Raw genomic sequence first — 14486 nt, 5'->3', positions numbered from 1 at the left:
TATGAACGAAAACACGCAACGATTAATCAACGTCGATAAGCAGTATCTCTGGCATCCGTTTACGCAAATGAAAGGCTGGCTCGAAACCGAGCCGGTAGTGATTGAGTCCGGCGACGGTTTTTATTTAATCGATACCGAAGGCAATCGCTATATCGACGGCGTAAGCAGTCTGTGGTGCAATGTTCACGGTCATCGTGTGAAAAAAATAGACGATGCGATTCGCAGTCAACTCGAAAAAATTTCACACAGTACATTGCTCGGCCTTGCGCAGACAAAATCAATCGAACTTGCGGAGAAACTTGTCAGTATTGCGCCGAAAAATCTTTGCAAAGTTTTTTATTCAGACAGCGGCGCGACTTCCGTTGAAATCGCGTTAAAAATCGCATATCAATATTATCGCAACACATGGCAGAAACGCGATAAATTCATCGCACTTGGTCAATCCTACCACGGCGATACAATCGGCTCGGTCAGTGTCGGCGGTATCGAATTGTTTCATTCCATCTTTCGGCCGATGCTTTTCGATTCACATTTTGTGCCTTCGCCATTTCCGTACAGGTTCGACGGCAGCAGCGAACAGTGTAAACAATTTACGCTGGATAAAATCGAAGAAATCTTGAAAAAAGAATCCGGCAAGACCTGTGCGATTATTGTCGAACCATTAGTGCAAGGCGCGGCGGGAATGATTGTTCATCCGCAGGGATTTTTAAAGGGCGTTCGAGAACTTACCCAAAAATATAACGTGCTGATGATTGCCGATGAAGTCGCGACAGGTTTCGGCAGGACAGGAAAGATGTTTGCCTGTGAGAATGAAGATGTTGAGCCGGACATTATGTGTGTCGCCAAAGGCATAACAGGCGGTTATCTGCCGCTGGCTGCGACGCTTGCTACGCAGGAGATTTTTGACGCGTTTTTAGGTCAGCCTGAAGACTGCAAAACCTTTTATCACGGCCATACGTACACGGGCAACTCGCTGGCATGTGCGGCGGCGGTTGCTTCGCTGGAACTGTTCGAGAAAAATAAAATTATCGAATCGCTGCCTGCGAAAATTAAGTTGATGAAAGAATATTTCAATAAAATTTCAAATCTGGATTACATCGGCGATGTTCGGCAATGCGGTTTGATGAGCGGTATCGAAATAGTGCAAGACAAAAAGACAAAAGAGTCTTTCGCTTATGAAAAGCTCATTGGTGCCAAGCTTTGTACCGCTATGCGGCAAAAAGGCGTGATGATGAGGCCGTTGTCGGATGTGATTGTGCTTATGCCGCCGGTTGCGATTGATTTAGGTACATTAAAAACACTGCTGGATGTTGTTTCGGATACGCTCAAAAACGATTTGCCAAAGATAACATAACAGGTATAATTAAAGCTGTATTTTTCTTTGAAAGCGGAATGGATGTCGGTAAAGAGAAAAATAGTGTATATGGTGCTTTTCCTTGTTGGATTTGTCTTGCCTTTTTTACTTATTAATATAATTGCAAAAGGCGCTGTGAAAGGTGCGATAAACAGGTTTTTCTTTACGCCCGCCATAATAACTAATAATCATTTTGTTTCGGTAGAGAGTACAAAAAATCCTGATGAACAGAGAGTGAAATTTATATTCGCTTATCAGTCGAAGCAGGGATTTTATGGATTAAAGAAAACAAATATAACAATAGAAGGAGAACCAATTGTATTTTATGCGGCGACAAAAAATGGCGTTCTGTCAATGTTTGTAGATTATACAATGGTTGAGTATAGCCCAAGAAAATTTGTGGAAAAAAAAGTAGATAATGTTGTCTTCGAACCTGCTGATTCGAACAATCCTGCGAGCAAGTCGAAAAGTAATTTAAAATTTTCTCTTCAGTCTGGCGAGCTTAAAAAGATGTAATTTTTTTGCAAAAACAGGCACAATCGGCATGGGAAAAACAGGTAAAAGAATAGACTATGCAGGCTATTGAAATTTTCAAGGAAAAGGATACAATTATGTATTCTCTTCCGAGACGTAATTTGATGTTAAAATTTACTAATAACAGAATTTATTGACAAAATAATGTTTTTTTATGGTTTACCATGGAGGTAAAGTATGAAAGCGATGCAAGTTTCTTTGGCGGTCTTTTTTGTTTTTGCGATGTTCGTATGCGGATGTGAAGTTACTCCGAAAGAGCCTTATCAAAAGATTAAACTTCAATCTGAAGCTGCTGAAGCTATTGAGATTATGAAAGAAAAAGACCCTACTTTGCAGACTTTCTTTGATAAATCGTATGGTTATGCTGTGCTGCCGAAGATTTTCAAAGGTGCATTTCTCGCCGGCTTTGCCTACGGCAGAGGCGAAGTTTATGAGAATGGCGAGATGGTCGGCTACTGTGATATGAAACAGGCATCCGGCGGGCTTTCATTAGGCGGCGAGTTTTACCGTGAAATTATCTTCTTCAGAGAGCAGCAGGATTTTGAACGATTCATTTCCGGCGAGTACGCTTTCGCTGCGCAGGTAACAGGTGTGGCAATCAAATGGGGAGCGGCGGCAAAAGCGGATTACAAAGACGGTATGGCGGTCTTTATTATGACTGATGTCGGCGCTATGGTTGACGCGTCGCTGGGCGGTCAGAAGTTTAATTATGAAACCAAAGTTGTTATGAAAAAAGTTAATCTGCCTAAATGAGAAAAGCATTACAGGTTTAACTGAATATGGCGGGACAAACTATCGAACCGTATCAATCATCGCAAAGTAGTTTTCATCCGGAACATAATCAGGGACACTGTTTCCTGTCCCCAACGCATAACCGCCTTTCCTTTCGCTCAATTTCAGCATTTCAATGCAGCGTTGTTTTATTTTTGTCTGCGATGAATTAATAATAAAGTCAAGGTCGATTCCGCCTACAATCGCGATTTTGCCGCTCATTCTTCCGTAGAAACTTTCGACAGGTTCGATAATGTCTTCATACGAATGCTTCGCATCGTAACCCATTTGAATTATATCATCCATAACATCGTCAAGCTTGCCGCAACTGTGAAGAATTACAGGCTTGCCTGCTTTATGGATTGTATCAACGATTTTTTTGTGCCACGGCAAAACATATTTCCGCATATCGGCAGGCGAAAGCATTGTTTGAGTTTTAAAACCCCAGTCATCATTTGAAATTAACGCTCCAACAGTATCGTATGAAGCACATATTTGATAATATTTAACCAGTCTTTCGCCTATCGCGCCGAAAATATCACTGACGAGAGTTGGGTTATCAAACGATAGCATACAAAGACGCTCATAGCCAACAAGTGCAATTGCATTTTCCAGAACCCCACAAGGACCACATACTATTAATTTCATTCCGTCTGGAAGCATCCTGTCAGCATTTTTTAACGGCGAATAATCGAAGTTTTGTGGGTCAAGCCAGGGATAAACATTAAAACTATCTCTATCGTAAATTGCATTTCCCGCATTCAGAGAAATAGTCTTTTTATGCTCCGGCTCCGGGTTGGGGAAAGTAAACTCGCTGCCCTGAACAGTTACGTAATCATAGCCGGCGTTTTTGAAAGCGTGTATTAGAACCGGACAGACAGTGTTCCACTGCCAATCGGGATTGGCGGCGACAATTTCTTTTCCGGCAATTTTTTCATATAGAGGTTTATTTAGAAAAAATTCAAACAATGTCGGACGGTCAGGTTTTGTCCTGTTGAGCACTTTCAGTATATTATTAAAATCCGGTGTTCTCATAAATATCCTTTTGAAAAGATAATCCCATTTTACAAATAAAAGATAATTTAGCTTTGCGGATATTGGCGTTTTTTAGTACTTTTTTGCTTGTTATTGATAAAATATGCATTATATTGGTCAATAAAGTATGGGTTGTTGGATATGAAACCAAATTTTGAAAAAATTCTGCCGTCGTCGGATTTGTCTTTCAGATATTGTGTAAGACAAGAACGTGAATTTTCGTTCAATTGGCATCATCACAATGAATATGAACTTACGGCTATTTTTAAGGGCAGGGGCCAAAGATTTGTAGGGGACAGCATAAATAATTATAACGAAAGCGACCTTGTGTTAATCGGGCCCAATGTGCCGCATACGTGGCAGTCGAAAAAAACAAATACGACGGCGGACAATAAGGCGTGTGTGATTCAATTCGATAAAAATTTTCTTGGCGATGTAATATGGGAAAGGCCGGAGTTTAAAATCATCAGGACGCTGCTAAATAAAAGCGCAGCAGGAATTTGTTTTAACGGCGGAATGAGAGATGAGATAATCGCTCAAATGCTTGAAATGGACGGGCAGCAGGATTTTAAAAAAATGCTGTCTTTGCTTGATATACTGGACAAACTCGGCGGATGCAAGAAAGTAGAAGTGTTATCTCTGAAAATATTCACGAAAAATATCAATTCAGAACAGAGCAACAGAATAGATAAGGTTCTTGAGTATCTTAGTAAAAATTACGGTGAAGAAATAAATCTTACGGAGGTTGCGGATTCTGTACATATGAGCGTTTCGGCTTTCAGCCGGTTTTTTAAACGGACAACCGGTAAAAATTATGTCAATTACCTTAACGAACTTCGCATAAACAGTGCCTGTGCTCTTCTGATTGAGACTGATATGAGTATATTGGAAATATGTTTTAAATCCGGATTTCAGAGCTTAGCAAATTTCAACAGACGGTTTCGGCAAATCAAAAAAATGTGTCCGAAAGAGTTCCGCAGTCAATTTTCGAAACCTATTTTTTGAGTAACCCAAGGATAGCAGCAACTGTTTTTTGAGTTGCACCCTGATTTTCTTTAATCACGTTTTGGCCTGCTGACGCGATTTGTTTGGCGAACTGCGGCTCATCAAGGCATTTGCACAGCGTTTTATAAAGTTCGTTTCCGTCCGCTACTTCAATTGCGCCTTTTGCGTTAAGCAGGGATTTTACAGTTCCCTTGAAGTTAAACGTATGCGGGCCAAAGATTGTGCATTTGCCCATAGCGGTCGATTCCATCATATCCGAGCCGCCCATCGGCACAAGCGAACGGCCGACGAAAACCAATTCAGCCAGCGAATAAAATTTTCGCAAATCCCCCATCGTATCGCCGAGTATTACGGTAGATGTGTTTATTTCGGCAGCCTGTTCGCCGGATTTTATTTTGCTGTATCGTGTAAGTTCAAGACCCGACTTGACAATCAAATCGGCGACCTCATTAAAGCGTTCCGGTTTTCGCGGTACGACTACCAGACGAACATCACTGTAATTTACGTTTTGTTTTAATTTTTTGAAAATGTCGATTATAATTTTTTCCTCATCGATACCTGTTCCGCCGGCGACAATGAGCTTTTGATTGGCAAAGTTTATTTGCTGTGCGATTTTGTCAGCGCCTTCGACTTTGTCAACAACTTGTGCAGTGTCGTACTTCAAACTGCTGGTAACAACTGTCGATTCTTTTCTGCCGCCAAGTTTGATAAAACGCTTGGCATAAGTTTGATCCTGCGAAAGAAACAGGGCGACCTTTTTAAATGTATTGGCAACAATCGGCCTGACGAGTTTGTAGCGTGGGAAACTTCTGTCGCTGATTCTGCCGTTGATGACGACAACAGGGATATTCAGCTTTGTCGCTCTCGATGTGAAATTAGGCCAAACCTCAAGTTCCATCAGCAGGCAAATATTCGGTTTCAATTTTTTAAACGCACGCTTAACAACAAACGAAAAATCGAAAGGATAGAAAAATAATCTCAAATCTTTGCCGTAAATTTTTCGTGCCTGCTCGATACCGGTATCGGTTGTTACGCTGATTATTATTTCATAATCGGGAAGCTGCTTTTTGAGTTCTGCAACGAGAGTTTTAGTCGCGTTGACTTCGCCGACACTGACGGCGTGAATCCAGACGCATTTTTTCTGCGGCGAATTTCGACGGACTTTGCCGAGTCTTTCGTCCCAGCCGGTTCTGTACCGATTCTGTGTTATGGCACGGTAGATAATTTTAGGACTGTACGCGATTAGCGCAAGCAGATAGATAAAATCGTAAAGTAATTCCATTGAATTTTATATTGCCTTAAAAAACAAAAAAACGCCCGAAATGATTCGACCAGTGAACTACGGATGAGAAAGTCGAGTCGGCGTTACGTAAATTTATAACAGAACGAGCAATAACTGTCAAAGACTGCCGTAAATTTTCTTGCAAAACTGACCTGCGGGGTGTAAAATCACCCTAAGCTATCCGGCACTTGGATTTTGCGGTTCTAAATCCTTTGTCGCGGCAAATTTTAAGTACTGTTTGAAAAGATAATACGGCGTTTATTAAGCATAAGTGCTTATTAGACAGTTATTTGGAAGGGTGACCGAGCGGCTTAAGGTGGTGGTCTTGAAAACCACAGTGCGGCAACGTACCAGGGGTTCGAATCCTCTCCCTTCCGTTTATTTTAGAAGAGTTAATGCTCGGTCGAGAACTTGCTCGACTTTATCATCCGGGGCGAGGTTGAGCCAATTTGCAAATCGAAATGTCTTAAACCACGTTCTTTGCGCTTTGGCGAATCTGCGGGTATTGATTTTTATCTGCTCAATCGAATTTTCGAGAGTTTCTTTGCCTTCGAGATAATTTATAATCTCCGCGTAACCAATCGCGCATCTGGCCTGCATACTTAACGGTTTTTCTTCGGCCAACAATGACTTGACTTCATCGACGAGTCCCATTTCAACCATCTTTTTTATTCTCGTATTAATTCTGTGCGAGGCGTCGTCCTTGTCTCTTTGCAGGCCTATTACCAGCCAATCGTTTTTCGGCTCGGCTGAAAATTGATTTTGAAATGAAGAAATAGGCTTGCCGGTAAGTTCGTAAACTTCCAACGCACGGATAATTCTCTTCTCATCGTTTTGATGTATTCGACCTGCGGCTTCGGTGTCAACGACGGTGAGTTTTTTGTGCAATTCTTCAAGGCCAACGGCAGCGATTCGCTCTTTCAGCTTTTTTCTAATGTTTTCATCCGTGCCGGGGCCTTCGAAAATGCCGTACAGCATCGCCTTGATATACATTGCCGTTCCGCCGACAGCAATGACCGGTTTGTTTCTGGACTGAATATCTTTTACCGCCTGTTCTGTGAGGTTTAAAAATGTATCAACGCTGAACGATTCGCTCGGTTCGACGACATCTATTAAATGATGTTTTACCTCCGTTACTCTTTCTTTTGGAGGCTTGGCAGTGCCGATGTCCATTCTGCGATAGACTTTCATCGAATCGACGCTGATAATTTCGCCATCGAGTTTTTTGGCGAGTTCAAAGGCTAATTTTCCTTTGCCGCCGGCGGTAACGCCTAAAATTAGTATCTTAATTTTAATCATATATTTTGACTGTATCCAAATCTTAAGATACGGTATAATAACATGTTTGCGAAAAGTTGCCATATTTTAGACACGATTACGATAAATAAAGATGTTACAGGTAGATATTAAAAAGGCGGTTTCTGAAAAAGCTGATTTGGCTAACGGCAGAATTGAAGCAATACTTGGCCAATGGAACGGCATTCCGGCAAGACTTGCTGAAGCGATAAAATATGTACTTGCTGCGCCTGGCAAACGGGTCAGGGCGGCGATTGTGCTTTGGTGCTGCGAGCTTGTCGGCGGTAAATGTAATGACGACGCTTTAAATGCGGCGGCTGCAATCGAAATGATTCATACCTATTCGCTGGTACATGACGATTTGCCGGCGATGGACGATGACGATTTTCGCAGAGGCAGAGCCAGTTGTCATAAGGCGTTCGATGAAGCGACGGCGATTCTGGCAGGCGATTCGCTTTTGACTATGGCGTTTGAAGTTCTGGCGGAAGATATCAGCACATCGCAAAAAGCGGTTGAGATGGCAAAAATATTGGCACAGGCTGCGGGGCCGGCGGGAATGATAGCCGGGCAGATGGACGACATCATTGCGGAAAACTCAAAACCAAACGCTGATAAATTATCGCTGATTCATATTAATAAAACCGCGAAAATGTTTCAGGCGTCGGCTCGTCTTGGCGCAATCGCAGGCAGCGCTGATGAAGAACAAAAAAAATGTCTCTCACAATTCGGACTGAATCTGGGGCTGGCGTTTCAGGTGGCCGACGACATTCTCGATGTTGTTTCAGATACGAAGACGCTCGGTAAGACAGCGGGAAAAGACGCAAAGCAGGGCAAGGTTACTTATCCGGCTTTGTTCGGTTTGGAAGAATCCCGCAAACACGCAGAAAATATTATAAACCAGGCGATTGAGAATTTATCATCTTTTGGCGAGAAAGCACAAACTTTAAAATCGCTTGCTTACGAAATTATTCACAGGACAAAATAAAATATGCAGTGTATGCAATATGAATTTCTCGATAAAATAAATTATCCTCAAGACTTGAGGACTCTGACTATTCCGCAGCTTAACAAACTTGCTTCGGAGATTTGTCATTTTATTACCTATTCCGTCAGCAAATGCGGCGGACATCTTGCCAGCAATCTTGGCGCAATCGAATTGACAATCGCGATGCACTACGTTTTCGATTTCACCAAAGATAAACTCGTCTGGGATGTCGGGCATCAATGCTACGCTCATAAAATTCTGACCGGCAGAAAAGACCAGTTTGCTAAACTGCGGCAGAAAGACGGAATCAGCGGATTTCCATCGCCATCGGAAAGCGAATACGACCAGTTTTCTGTCGGGCATGCGGGCACATCAATACCAACCGCACTCGGCCTGGCTCTGGCTTGTGAGAAACTTAAAACTAACGATAAGATAGTTGCTTTTGTCGGCGATGCGAGCATTGTCAATGGCGCTAATTTTGAAGCTCTTAATAATCTCGGCCTTGTGAAAAGGCAATTGCTTGTAGTTCTTAACGATAATTCAATGGCTATCGATGTTTCGCAGGGCGCTATCGCAAGATTTCTGTCTAAGGTGCGTTTGAGCCATAAATATGAAGATTTGCGAAGCACAACAGCCCGGATTCTTGAGCATCTTCCGGTGGTCGGCAAGAAAATGGAAGGCGCTTTGGAGTCGTTCAAGCAGACGCTCCGTATGGCGATAACGCCGAGCAGGCTGTTTGAAAGTTTAAATGTTCCGTATTTCGGCCCTGTTGACGGGCACGATATCGCTTCGCTGATAGAGCTTTTTAAAGCGATGTCGCATTTGAACAGGCCCGCAGTTCTGCACGTTTATACGAAAAAGGGAAAGGGGTTTACTCCCGCCGATGACAACCCGACAAAATTCCATTCGACAGGTCCGTTCAAAATTAACGGCGAAGTGGAAATTGTTTCGTCAGGCGGGGAAAATTTTACGAGTGCTTTTTCTGACGCTATTGTAAAACTTGCGAAAGACGACGAACGAGTAATCGCAATCACAGCCGCGATGCCGGACGGCACAGGACTTGTCAAGTTCAGGCAAAAATTTGCATCGCGTTATTATGATGTAGGCATTGCCGAGTCTGTTGCAGTCGATATCGCCGCAGGGCAGGCAAAAATGGGTTTGAAGCCGTTTGTGTGCATTTATTCGACTTTCCTGCAAAGAAGTTTCGACCAGATATTTCAGGAAGTTTCATTGCAGAATCTGCCGGTGATTTTCTGTATCGACAGGGCGGGGCTTGTAGGAACTGACGGACCTACTCATCACGGCCTGATGGATATAGGTTTTTTGCGGATGATGCCGAATATGGTTCTGATTGCTCCGGCAAATGGAATTGAAATGGAGCTTGCGTTGAAATTCGCCAAAGATTGCGACAAACCCGTGGCTGTCAGGTATCCGAAAGAGGATGTGCAGGACGATATTTTGTCGAAAGTTTTTTCAGAGCCCTATGAGTTTGGCAAGAGTCTTGTTCTCAAAGAAGGAAAGAGCAAAATCGCAATTGTCGCTTACGGCAGTATTGTTTTTGAGGCGTTGGAAGCGGCGGATGCATTAAAGGCCGATAATATCGATGTTACGGTGATAAATGCGAGGTTTGCCAAGCCATTAGATGATAAAATTATTTCGCTATTAAATGCCGATAATACTATTATAACAGTTGAAGATCATTATACGGCCTGTGGATTCGGAGCGGCAGTGCTTGAAGCGGCAGCAAGTGCCGGTGCGAGAACTGACAAAATCAAAACACTTGGAATCAGCGACCAGTTCGTAGGAATAGATAAAAGAGAAAATCAAATTAAAAGCGTTGGTATCGGTGCTGAAAACATAATAAGAGCAGTTAAAGATTTGACCACGAATTAATGGGTTTCCGCTTGTGCGGGAATGACAAGACTATGAGAAAACCTAAAATCATAATTTTTGGCGATAAAAGACGCGAAAATGTTGCGGAGACAATCCAGAAATTTGCGAAGTTCGCAGAAGGAAAAGCTAAAATACTGGCCAACTGTTTTTGCGGAGATTGTTTTCAGGATGTGCTGGAAGACACGGATTATGCTTTTGTTTTCGGCGGCGACGGAACTATTCTTTCGGCCGCACGCGAGCTTAGCGAAAATAATATTCCGGTCGTCGGCATCAATGTCGGCCGGCTCGGTTTTCTGGCGGAGTTCAGTCTCGAACAGGTGAAGAAACTTTTCTACAGACTGGTGTCAGATAAAAAGCTGGTTGAGAAAAGAATGGTCCTCAAATGTACTATAAACAGAAAAAATAAAGAGAAAATTGTTTCCACAGCGATAAATGAAATAGTGATTACGGCCGGACAGAAATTCAATATGGTCGGGCTGAAAATGATGGTACAGGGACAGAGCCTTGCAGACTGCATCGGCGACGGCGTTATAGTATCAACGCCTACCGGCTCGACAGCGTATAATTTATCAGCGGGCGGGCCTATATTATCCGCACGTTTGTCGGCGCTGGTAATAACTCCGATATGTCCGCATACCTTGAGTTTCAGGCCAATCGTGATCGACGCCGAGAAGAAACTTAATATCTATCCGCAGCGAATCAACAAAGGTACAACAGTGCTTCTCGACGGACATATATTATGCTCTCTTGAACTTGACGATGTGATTACAATAGAAAAACATAAAGGCAAATTCCTTGTTGTTAGTAACCCGCTTCAGACGCAGTGGGATACGCTGGCGGGGAAATTGAACTGGGCACAAAAACCTAAATATAATCAAGTAACCGGAAGGGCTAAAAGATGAAAAAGCTATTAATTATTCTTGCTGTCTGCGGAATGTGCTATGCGGTTGAAAGTCCTGTCAGGAGCACAAGGGCTCCTGTCAGCAGCGTTCAAAGCGGCCTTAGAAGATCCCCCAGTCCAATTAATTTGAACGGTAATGATGTTATCACGGGCAATGTCGGCGGCGGAAAAGAATTTCGCGGCTTCGTTCCATACAGGGCTGAAAACGAGATCGGCACTACGGTTGCCACAGATTCGTTCAATAGATTTATGCGGCAGTCAGCGCCTGTGAATATGGGAAATCAACAGTCTTTTCTGCCGCAACCGTATTATATAACTACTCGCACGGCTGCTTCTTTAAGGCCGCGCGGCACTTCGTCTGGTCTTATTACATACTCGTCTGTCAGAAAGACCGGAGGAACCGGCGATTTTGAAGCTGATAGTATAAAACAAATTAAGCCGGCCCCAATCAGTAAGGATGTTTCTGTTCAGGTACAGCAGTATCAATATAGTGTTTCCAGGCCGTTGTCTTACAGTAATCCCGCGGATTTGGAAAAAATTGTGAACCGCGGTCTGGCAAGTCAGCAGGAACAAGAAGAACTTTTTAAGGCTTTGGATAGAATAAGTGCCGAAGAAAAAGCGAAAGAAAAATCGGAACTAAAAAATGACAAAGAAGTACAAGAAGCAAAAGTAAAAGAACAGGCAAATCCTGAAGACGCGCAGGCGACTGCGGCGGAACGTGCTGAGCCGACAAAACGTACCTTTGAACCTTCCGAACCGACTAAACGAGGACAGGTTCCTGAAGAAAGTTACACGCAAAACAAAGAAAAGAGTCTGTATGAACTGATGCTTGAACAGAGTGAGCAAAAAGTTCGTGAGGCCAAGGCGGAAGAAGCTGACAAGTCTAAGAAAGAATCTGATGAAGAAACTGAAGCTGATTCTGATTCAAGGCATAGCGAACTTTCTAAAATTGACACTGAAACTGCCGACTCGCTTAAGGAAATTTATAAAACATTCGCAACCAAGGCCAAGACAAAATTCAATTTTTATATGAGAACTGCTGAAGAATATTTGCACAAAGGCGAATATTATCGCGCCGCGGATGCTTATACACTGGCAAGTATTTATAATCCTTCAGATCCGCTTGCTTACGCCGGCAGAGCGCACGCGCTGTTCGGCAGCGGTGAATATATGAGCAGTTCTTATTATCTGATGCGGGCGATTAGGATGTTTCCGCAGTACGTCAAGGTCAGAGTTGATTTGCACGCTATGATTACTGATAACGACAGACTCGAAAACAGAATCGCGGATGTTAACAAATGGATTGAAAGAAACGAATCTCCTGAATTGAAATTTTTGCTTGCGTATATTTACAGGCAGCTCGACAGGCAGCAGCAGGCCGTGGAGATGATTAATGCAGCCGCCGAAGAACTGCCGGATAATCAGGCGGTGATAGCTCTCAAACAAGAGATTGAAAAGAATTGAAAAGTAAAAATTTCGATATAGAAAATATTTTCGGCACACAGGGACTTTTAGCGGAATATTTTTCCGATTATGAGCAAAGGCCGCAGCAGCTGCAGATGGCACAGGCGATTCAGAAATCGCTGGGCGATAAGCATCATCTTGCGGTAGAAGCGGGCACGGGGATTGGCAAAAGTTTTGCGTATCTTGTTTGCGCAATTGACGCTGTAATCAGAGAAAAATGCAAGGTACTAATCAGCACTTATACAATCACGCTTCAGGAACAGCTTGTTAATAAGGATATTCCATTTCTGGCAAAGGCGCTTGGCGGATGTTTTAGCGCATCGCTTGCCCGCGGACGAAATAATTTTTTGTGTTTGAGAAGACTTGAGTTCGCAAGACGAAAACAGCAGGGGCTTTTTGACGCGTCAATGGACGAGCTTTTGCGTTTGAACGTCTGGGCATCGCAAACTAAAGAGGGGCTGTTTAGCGAGCTTGATTTCGTGCCGTCAGCGGCAGTACTCAATGCGGTCAAAAGTGAGCACGGGAACTGCAAGGCCAGAAAATGTGCGTATTTCGATAAGTGTTTCTATTGGAAAAACCGCAGGCGACTGGCGACGTCGGATATTATTGTTGCAAATCACGCGATTTTGTTCAGCGACCTTGCGCTGCGTGATGAAGGTGTTTCGCTTCTGCCTGATTACAAGTATATGATAATCGACGAGGCGCATAATATCGAAAACGTCGCGCAGGAACATTTTGGCATTGATATAAGCCAATGGCGGGTTAATTTTATTTTGAGCAGTCTTTATAATCCCTCAACGAAAAAAGGCCTGCTTGCCGGAACTTCAAGCGGGGACGAAATTGAACTTGTGAAAGTCTGCGAGAAGGACGCGAAAAAGTTTTTTGAGATTGTGCGCAAATGGTTTGAATCCAACAGGGGCAACGGACGAATTAAAAAGAATTTTGCCGAGGATTGCCTGTCTCCATCGCTTAAAAAGCTTCGGATTTCTGTCGCGGCACTTGCGAAAAAGACTGACGATGAGGATGAGCAGTTTGAGTTTTTGCGTTTCGCGGGAATGTTAAAGGCATTACAGGACGATTTGCAGAATTTTCTTTCGTGTTCGAAGGATTCTGATGTTTATTGGGTCGAGGTGTCCGACAAAAAATCGAGAAATCCTGTTACTCTGCGAAGCGCACCGATAAATCCAGGCGTTGATATTAAAAGATGTATGTTTGACAAATTCGAGTCCGTAATTCTTACAAGCGCGACTTTGTGCTGCGGAGGCGATTCGGCAAAAAGCGGATTTGGCTATTTCGCGAGCAGGGTAGGGCTTGAAAAATACGAACAGTTGAAACTCGGCTCGCCGTTCGATTATGAAAACCACGTAACAATGTTTATCGAATCGGAAATGCCGCCGCCGGATTCTCCGACGTTTCTGTCCGATGCTGCCGAGAAAATTAAAAAATATGTTACGCAGACGCAGGGCAGGGCGTTTGTTCTTTTTACAAGTTTTCAAATGCTCGAATCTGTCGCGGATATGCTTTCTGATTGGTTTAGTGAAAACGGCTTTGAACTTCTTGTTCACGGCAGCAGAACCGACAGAACAGAACTTTTAAGGCGATTCAGATTAGACAAAAAATGTATCCTGTTTGGCACGGACAGTTTCTGGCAGGGTGTTGATGTGCCGGGGCAGGCTTTGAGTAATGTGATTATTACGAAACTGCCTTTTGCCGTTCCGAGCCATCCGCTTATTGAAGGGCGAATCGAGCATTTAAAATCGCAGGGGCAAAATCCGTTTTATTCGTATCAGCTTCCGCAGGCGATAATAAAATTCAAGCAGGGATTTGGCAGACTAATCCGCAGCAAAAACGATACGGGAATAATCGTTGTCTTAGACAGCAGAATTATCCAGAAAAGCTACGGCAAAGAATTTCTGTCCGCGGTGGAAAAATGTAGAGTTGAAATAGTCGGAAATTAGTCGGGCCT

At 43.3% G+C, this 14486-nt stretch carries 12 protein-coding genes and 1 tRNA gene; 10 read left to right on the top strand and 3 right to left on the bottom strand.

Annotation, left to right across the window (positions count from 1 at the left end):
- Window position 1 precedes the first annotated feature (1 nt).
- The 3 genes from bioA to LLF92_05630 all read left to right on the top strand — a co-directional run bounded on the left by bioA (window position 2) and on the right by LLF92_05630 (window position 2641).
- Window positions 2–1354: an adenosylmethionine--8-amino-7-oxononanoate transaminase gene (bioA, locus tag LLF92_05640; protein ID MCE5340594.1), complete on the top strand. Its 1353-nt coding sequence runs from the start codon at window positions 2–4 to the stop codon at window positions 1352–1354.
- 135 nt (window positions 1355–1489) lie between these two features.
- Window positions 1490–1870, top strand: a complete 381-nt coding sequence (locus LLF92_05635; protein ID MCE5340593.1) for a hypothetical protein — start codon at window positions 1490–1492, stop codon at window positions 1868–1870.
- A gap of 195 nt (window positions 1871–2065) precedes the next feature.
- Window positions 2066–2641 (top strand): lipid-binding SYLF domain-containing protein, encoded by a 576-nt coding sequence (locus tag LLF92_05630; protein ID MCE5340592.1) that lies wholly within the window; start codon window positions 2066–2068, stop codon window positions 2639–2641.
- A gap of 39 nt (window positions 2642–2680) precedes the next feature.
- On the opposite strand, the gene LLF92_05625 is transcribed toward LLF92_05630, so the two are convergent.
- Window positions 2681–3694, bottom strand: coding sequence for a hypothetical protein (locus LLF92_05625; GenBank protein ID MCE5340591.1), 1014 nt, complete (start codon window positions 3692–3694; stop codon window positions 2681–2683).
- Between the two features lie 141 nt (window positions 3695–3835).
- Here LLF92_05625 and LLF92_05620 point away from each other — a divergent pair, with 141 nt between their 5' ends.
- A complete protein-coding gene (locus LLF92_05620) occupies window positions 3836–4699 on the top strand; it encodes an AraC family transcriptional regulator (GenBank protein ID MCE5340590.1) in 864 nt (287 codons plus the stop codon).
- On the opposite strand, the gene LLF92_05615 is transcribed toward LLF92_05620, so the two are convergent.
- Complete coding sequence (locus LLF92_05615; GenBank protein MCE5340589.1) at window positions 4689–5981, bottom strand: 3-deoxy-D-manno-octulosonic acid transferase; 1293 nt, start codon at window positions 5979–5981, stop codon at window positions 4689–4691. The two genes, LLF92_05620 and LLF92_05615, sit on opposite strands and share 11 nt — an antisense overlap.
- A gap of 292 nt (window positions 5982–6273) precedes the next feature.
- Here LLF92_05615 and LLF92_05610 point away from each other — a divergent pair.
- A tRNA-Ser gene (locus LLF92_05610) sits at window positions 6274–6358 on the top strand.
- Between the two features lies 1 nt (window position 6359).
- Here the strand turns inward: LLF92_05610 and miaA are convergent.
- Window positions 6360–7280 carry a tRNA (adenosine(37)-N6)-dimethylallyltransferase MiaA gene (gene miaA, locus LLF92_05605; protein MCE5340588.1) on the bottom strand — a complete coding sequence of 307 codons (921 nt, stop codon included), beginning with the start codon at window positions 7278–7280 and terminating at the stop codon, window positions 6360–6362.
- Between the two features lie 91 nt (window positions 7281–7371).
- Here miaA and LLF92_05600 point away from each other — a divergent pair, with 91 nt between their 5' ends.
- From LLF92_05600 to LLF92_05580, 5 genes are read left to right on the top strand one after another with little or no spacing between them, the layout of a single operon-like run.
- Window positions 7372–8262 (top strand): polyprenyl synthetase family protein, encoded by an 891-nt coding sequence (locus LLF92_05600; protein ID MCE5340587.1) that lies wholly within the window; start codon window positions 7372–7374, stop codon window positions 8260–8262.
- A gap of 12 nt (window positions 8263–8274) precedes the next feature.
- Window positions 8275–10155 carry a 1-deoxy-D-xylulose-5-phosphate synthase gene (gene dxs / locus LLF92_05595; protein MCE5340586.1) on the top strand — a complete coding sequence of 627 codons (1881 nt, stop codon included), beginning with the start codon at window positions 8275–8277 and terminating at the stop codon, window positions 10153–10155.
- A 32-nt stretch (window positions 10156–10187) separates the two neighbouring features.
- Window positions 10188–11057: an NAD(+)/NADH kinase gene (locus LLF92_05590; GenBank protein MCE5340585.1), complete on the top strand. Its 870-nt coding sequence runs from the start codon at window positions 10188–10190 to the stop codon at window positions 11055–11057.
- Window positions 11054–12520 (top strand): hypothetical protein, encoded by a 1467-nt coding sequence (locus tag LLF92_05585; protein ID MCE5340584.1) that lies wholly within the window; start codon window positions 11054–11056, stop codon window positions 12518–12520. Before LLF92_05590 ends, LLF92_05585 begins: the two co-directional genes overlap by 4 nt.
- A complete protein-coding gene (locus tag LLF92_05580) occupies window positions 12517–14478 on the top strand; it encodes a helicase (GenBank protein ID MCE5340583.1) in 1962 nt (653 codons plus the stop codon). Before LLF92_05585 ends, LLF92_05580 begins: the two co-directional genes overlap by 4 nt.
- The last annotated feature ends 8 nt before the right edge of the window (window positions 14479–14486 follow it).

Source organism: Planctomycetaceae bacterium, from assembly GCA_021371795.1.
GTDB lineage: Bacteria > Planctomycetota > Phycisphaerae > Sedimentisphaerales > UBA12454 > UBA12454.
The sequence above is the reverse complement of the archived record's forward strand: the minus strand, read 5'-3'. Positions and strand labels throughout refer to the sequence as shown.

What these genes read in the sequence shown, in the direction of transcription:
- bioA (MCE5340594.1), top strand. Translation starts at nt 2, where the DNA reads ATGAACGAAAACACGCAACGATTAATCAACGTCGATAAGCAGTATCTC.
- LLF92_05630 (MCE5340592.1), top strand. Translation starts at nt 2,066, where the DNA reads ATGAAAGCGATGCAAGTTTCTTTGGCGGTCTTTTTTGTTTTTGCGATG.
- LLF92_05625 (MCE5340591.1), bottom strand. Translation starts at nt 3,694, where the DNA reads ATGAGAACACCGGATTTTAATAATATACTGAAAGTGCTCAACAGGACA.
- LLF92_05620 (MCE5340590.1), top strand. Translation starts at nt 3,836, where the DNA reads ATGAAACCAAATTTTGAAAAAATTCTGCCGTCGTCGGATTTGTCTTTC.
- LLF92_05615 (MCE5340589.1), bottom strand. Translation starts at nt 5,981, where the DNA reads ATGGAATTACTTTACGATTTTATCTATCTGCTTGCGCTAATCGCGTAC.
- miaA (MCE5340588.1), bottom strand. Translation starts at nt 7,280, where the DNA reads ATGATTAAAATTAAGATACTAATTTTAGGCGTTACCGCCGGCGGCAAA.
- LLF92_05600 (MCE5340587.1), top strand. Translation starts at nt 7,372, where the DNA reads ATGTTACAGGTAGATATTAAAAAGGCGGTTTCTGAAAAAGCTGATTTG.
- dxs (MCE5340586.1), top strand. Translation starts at nt 8,275, where the DNA reads ATGCAATATGAATTTCTCGATAAAATAAATTATCCTCAAGACTTGAGG.
- LLF92_05590 (MCE5340585.1), top strand. Translation starts at nt 10,188, where the DNA reads ATGAGAAAACCTAAAATCATAATTTTTGGCGATAAAAGACGCGAAAAT.
- LLF92_05585 (MCE5340584.1), top strand. Translation starts at nt 11,054, where the DNA reads ATGAAAAAGCTATTAATTATTCTTGCTGTCTGCGGAATGTGCTATGCG.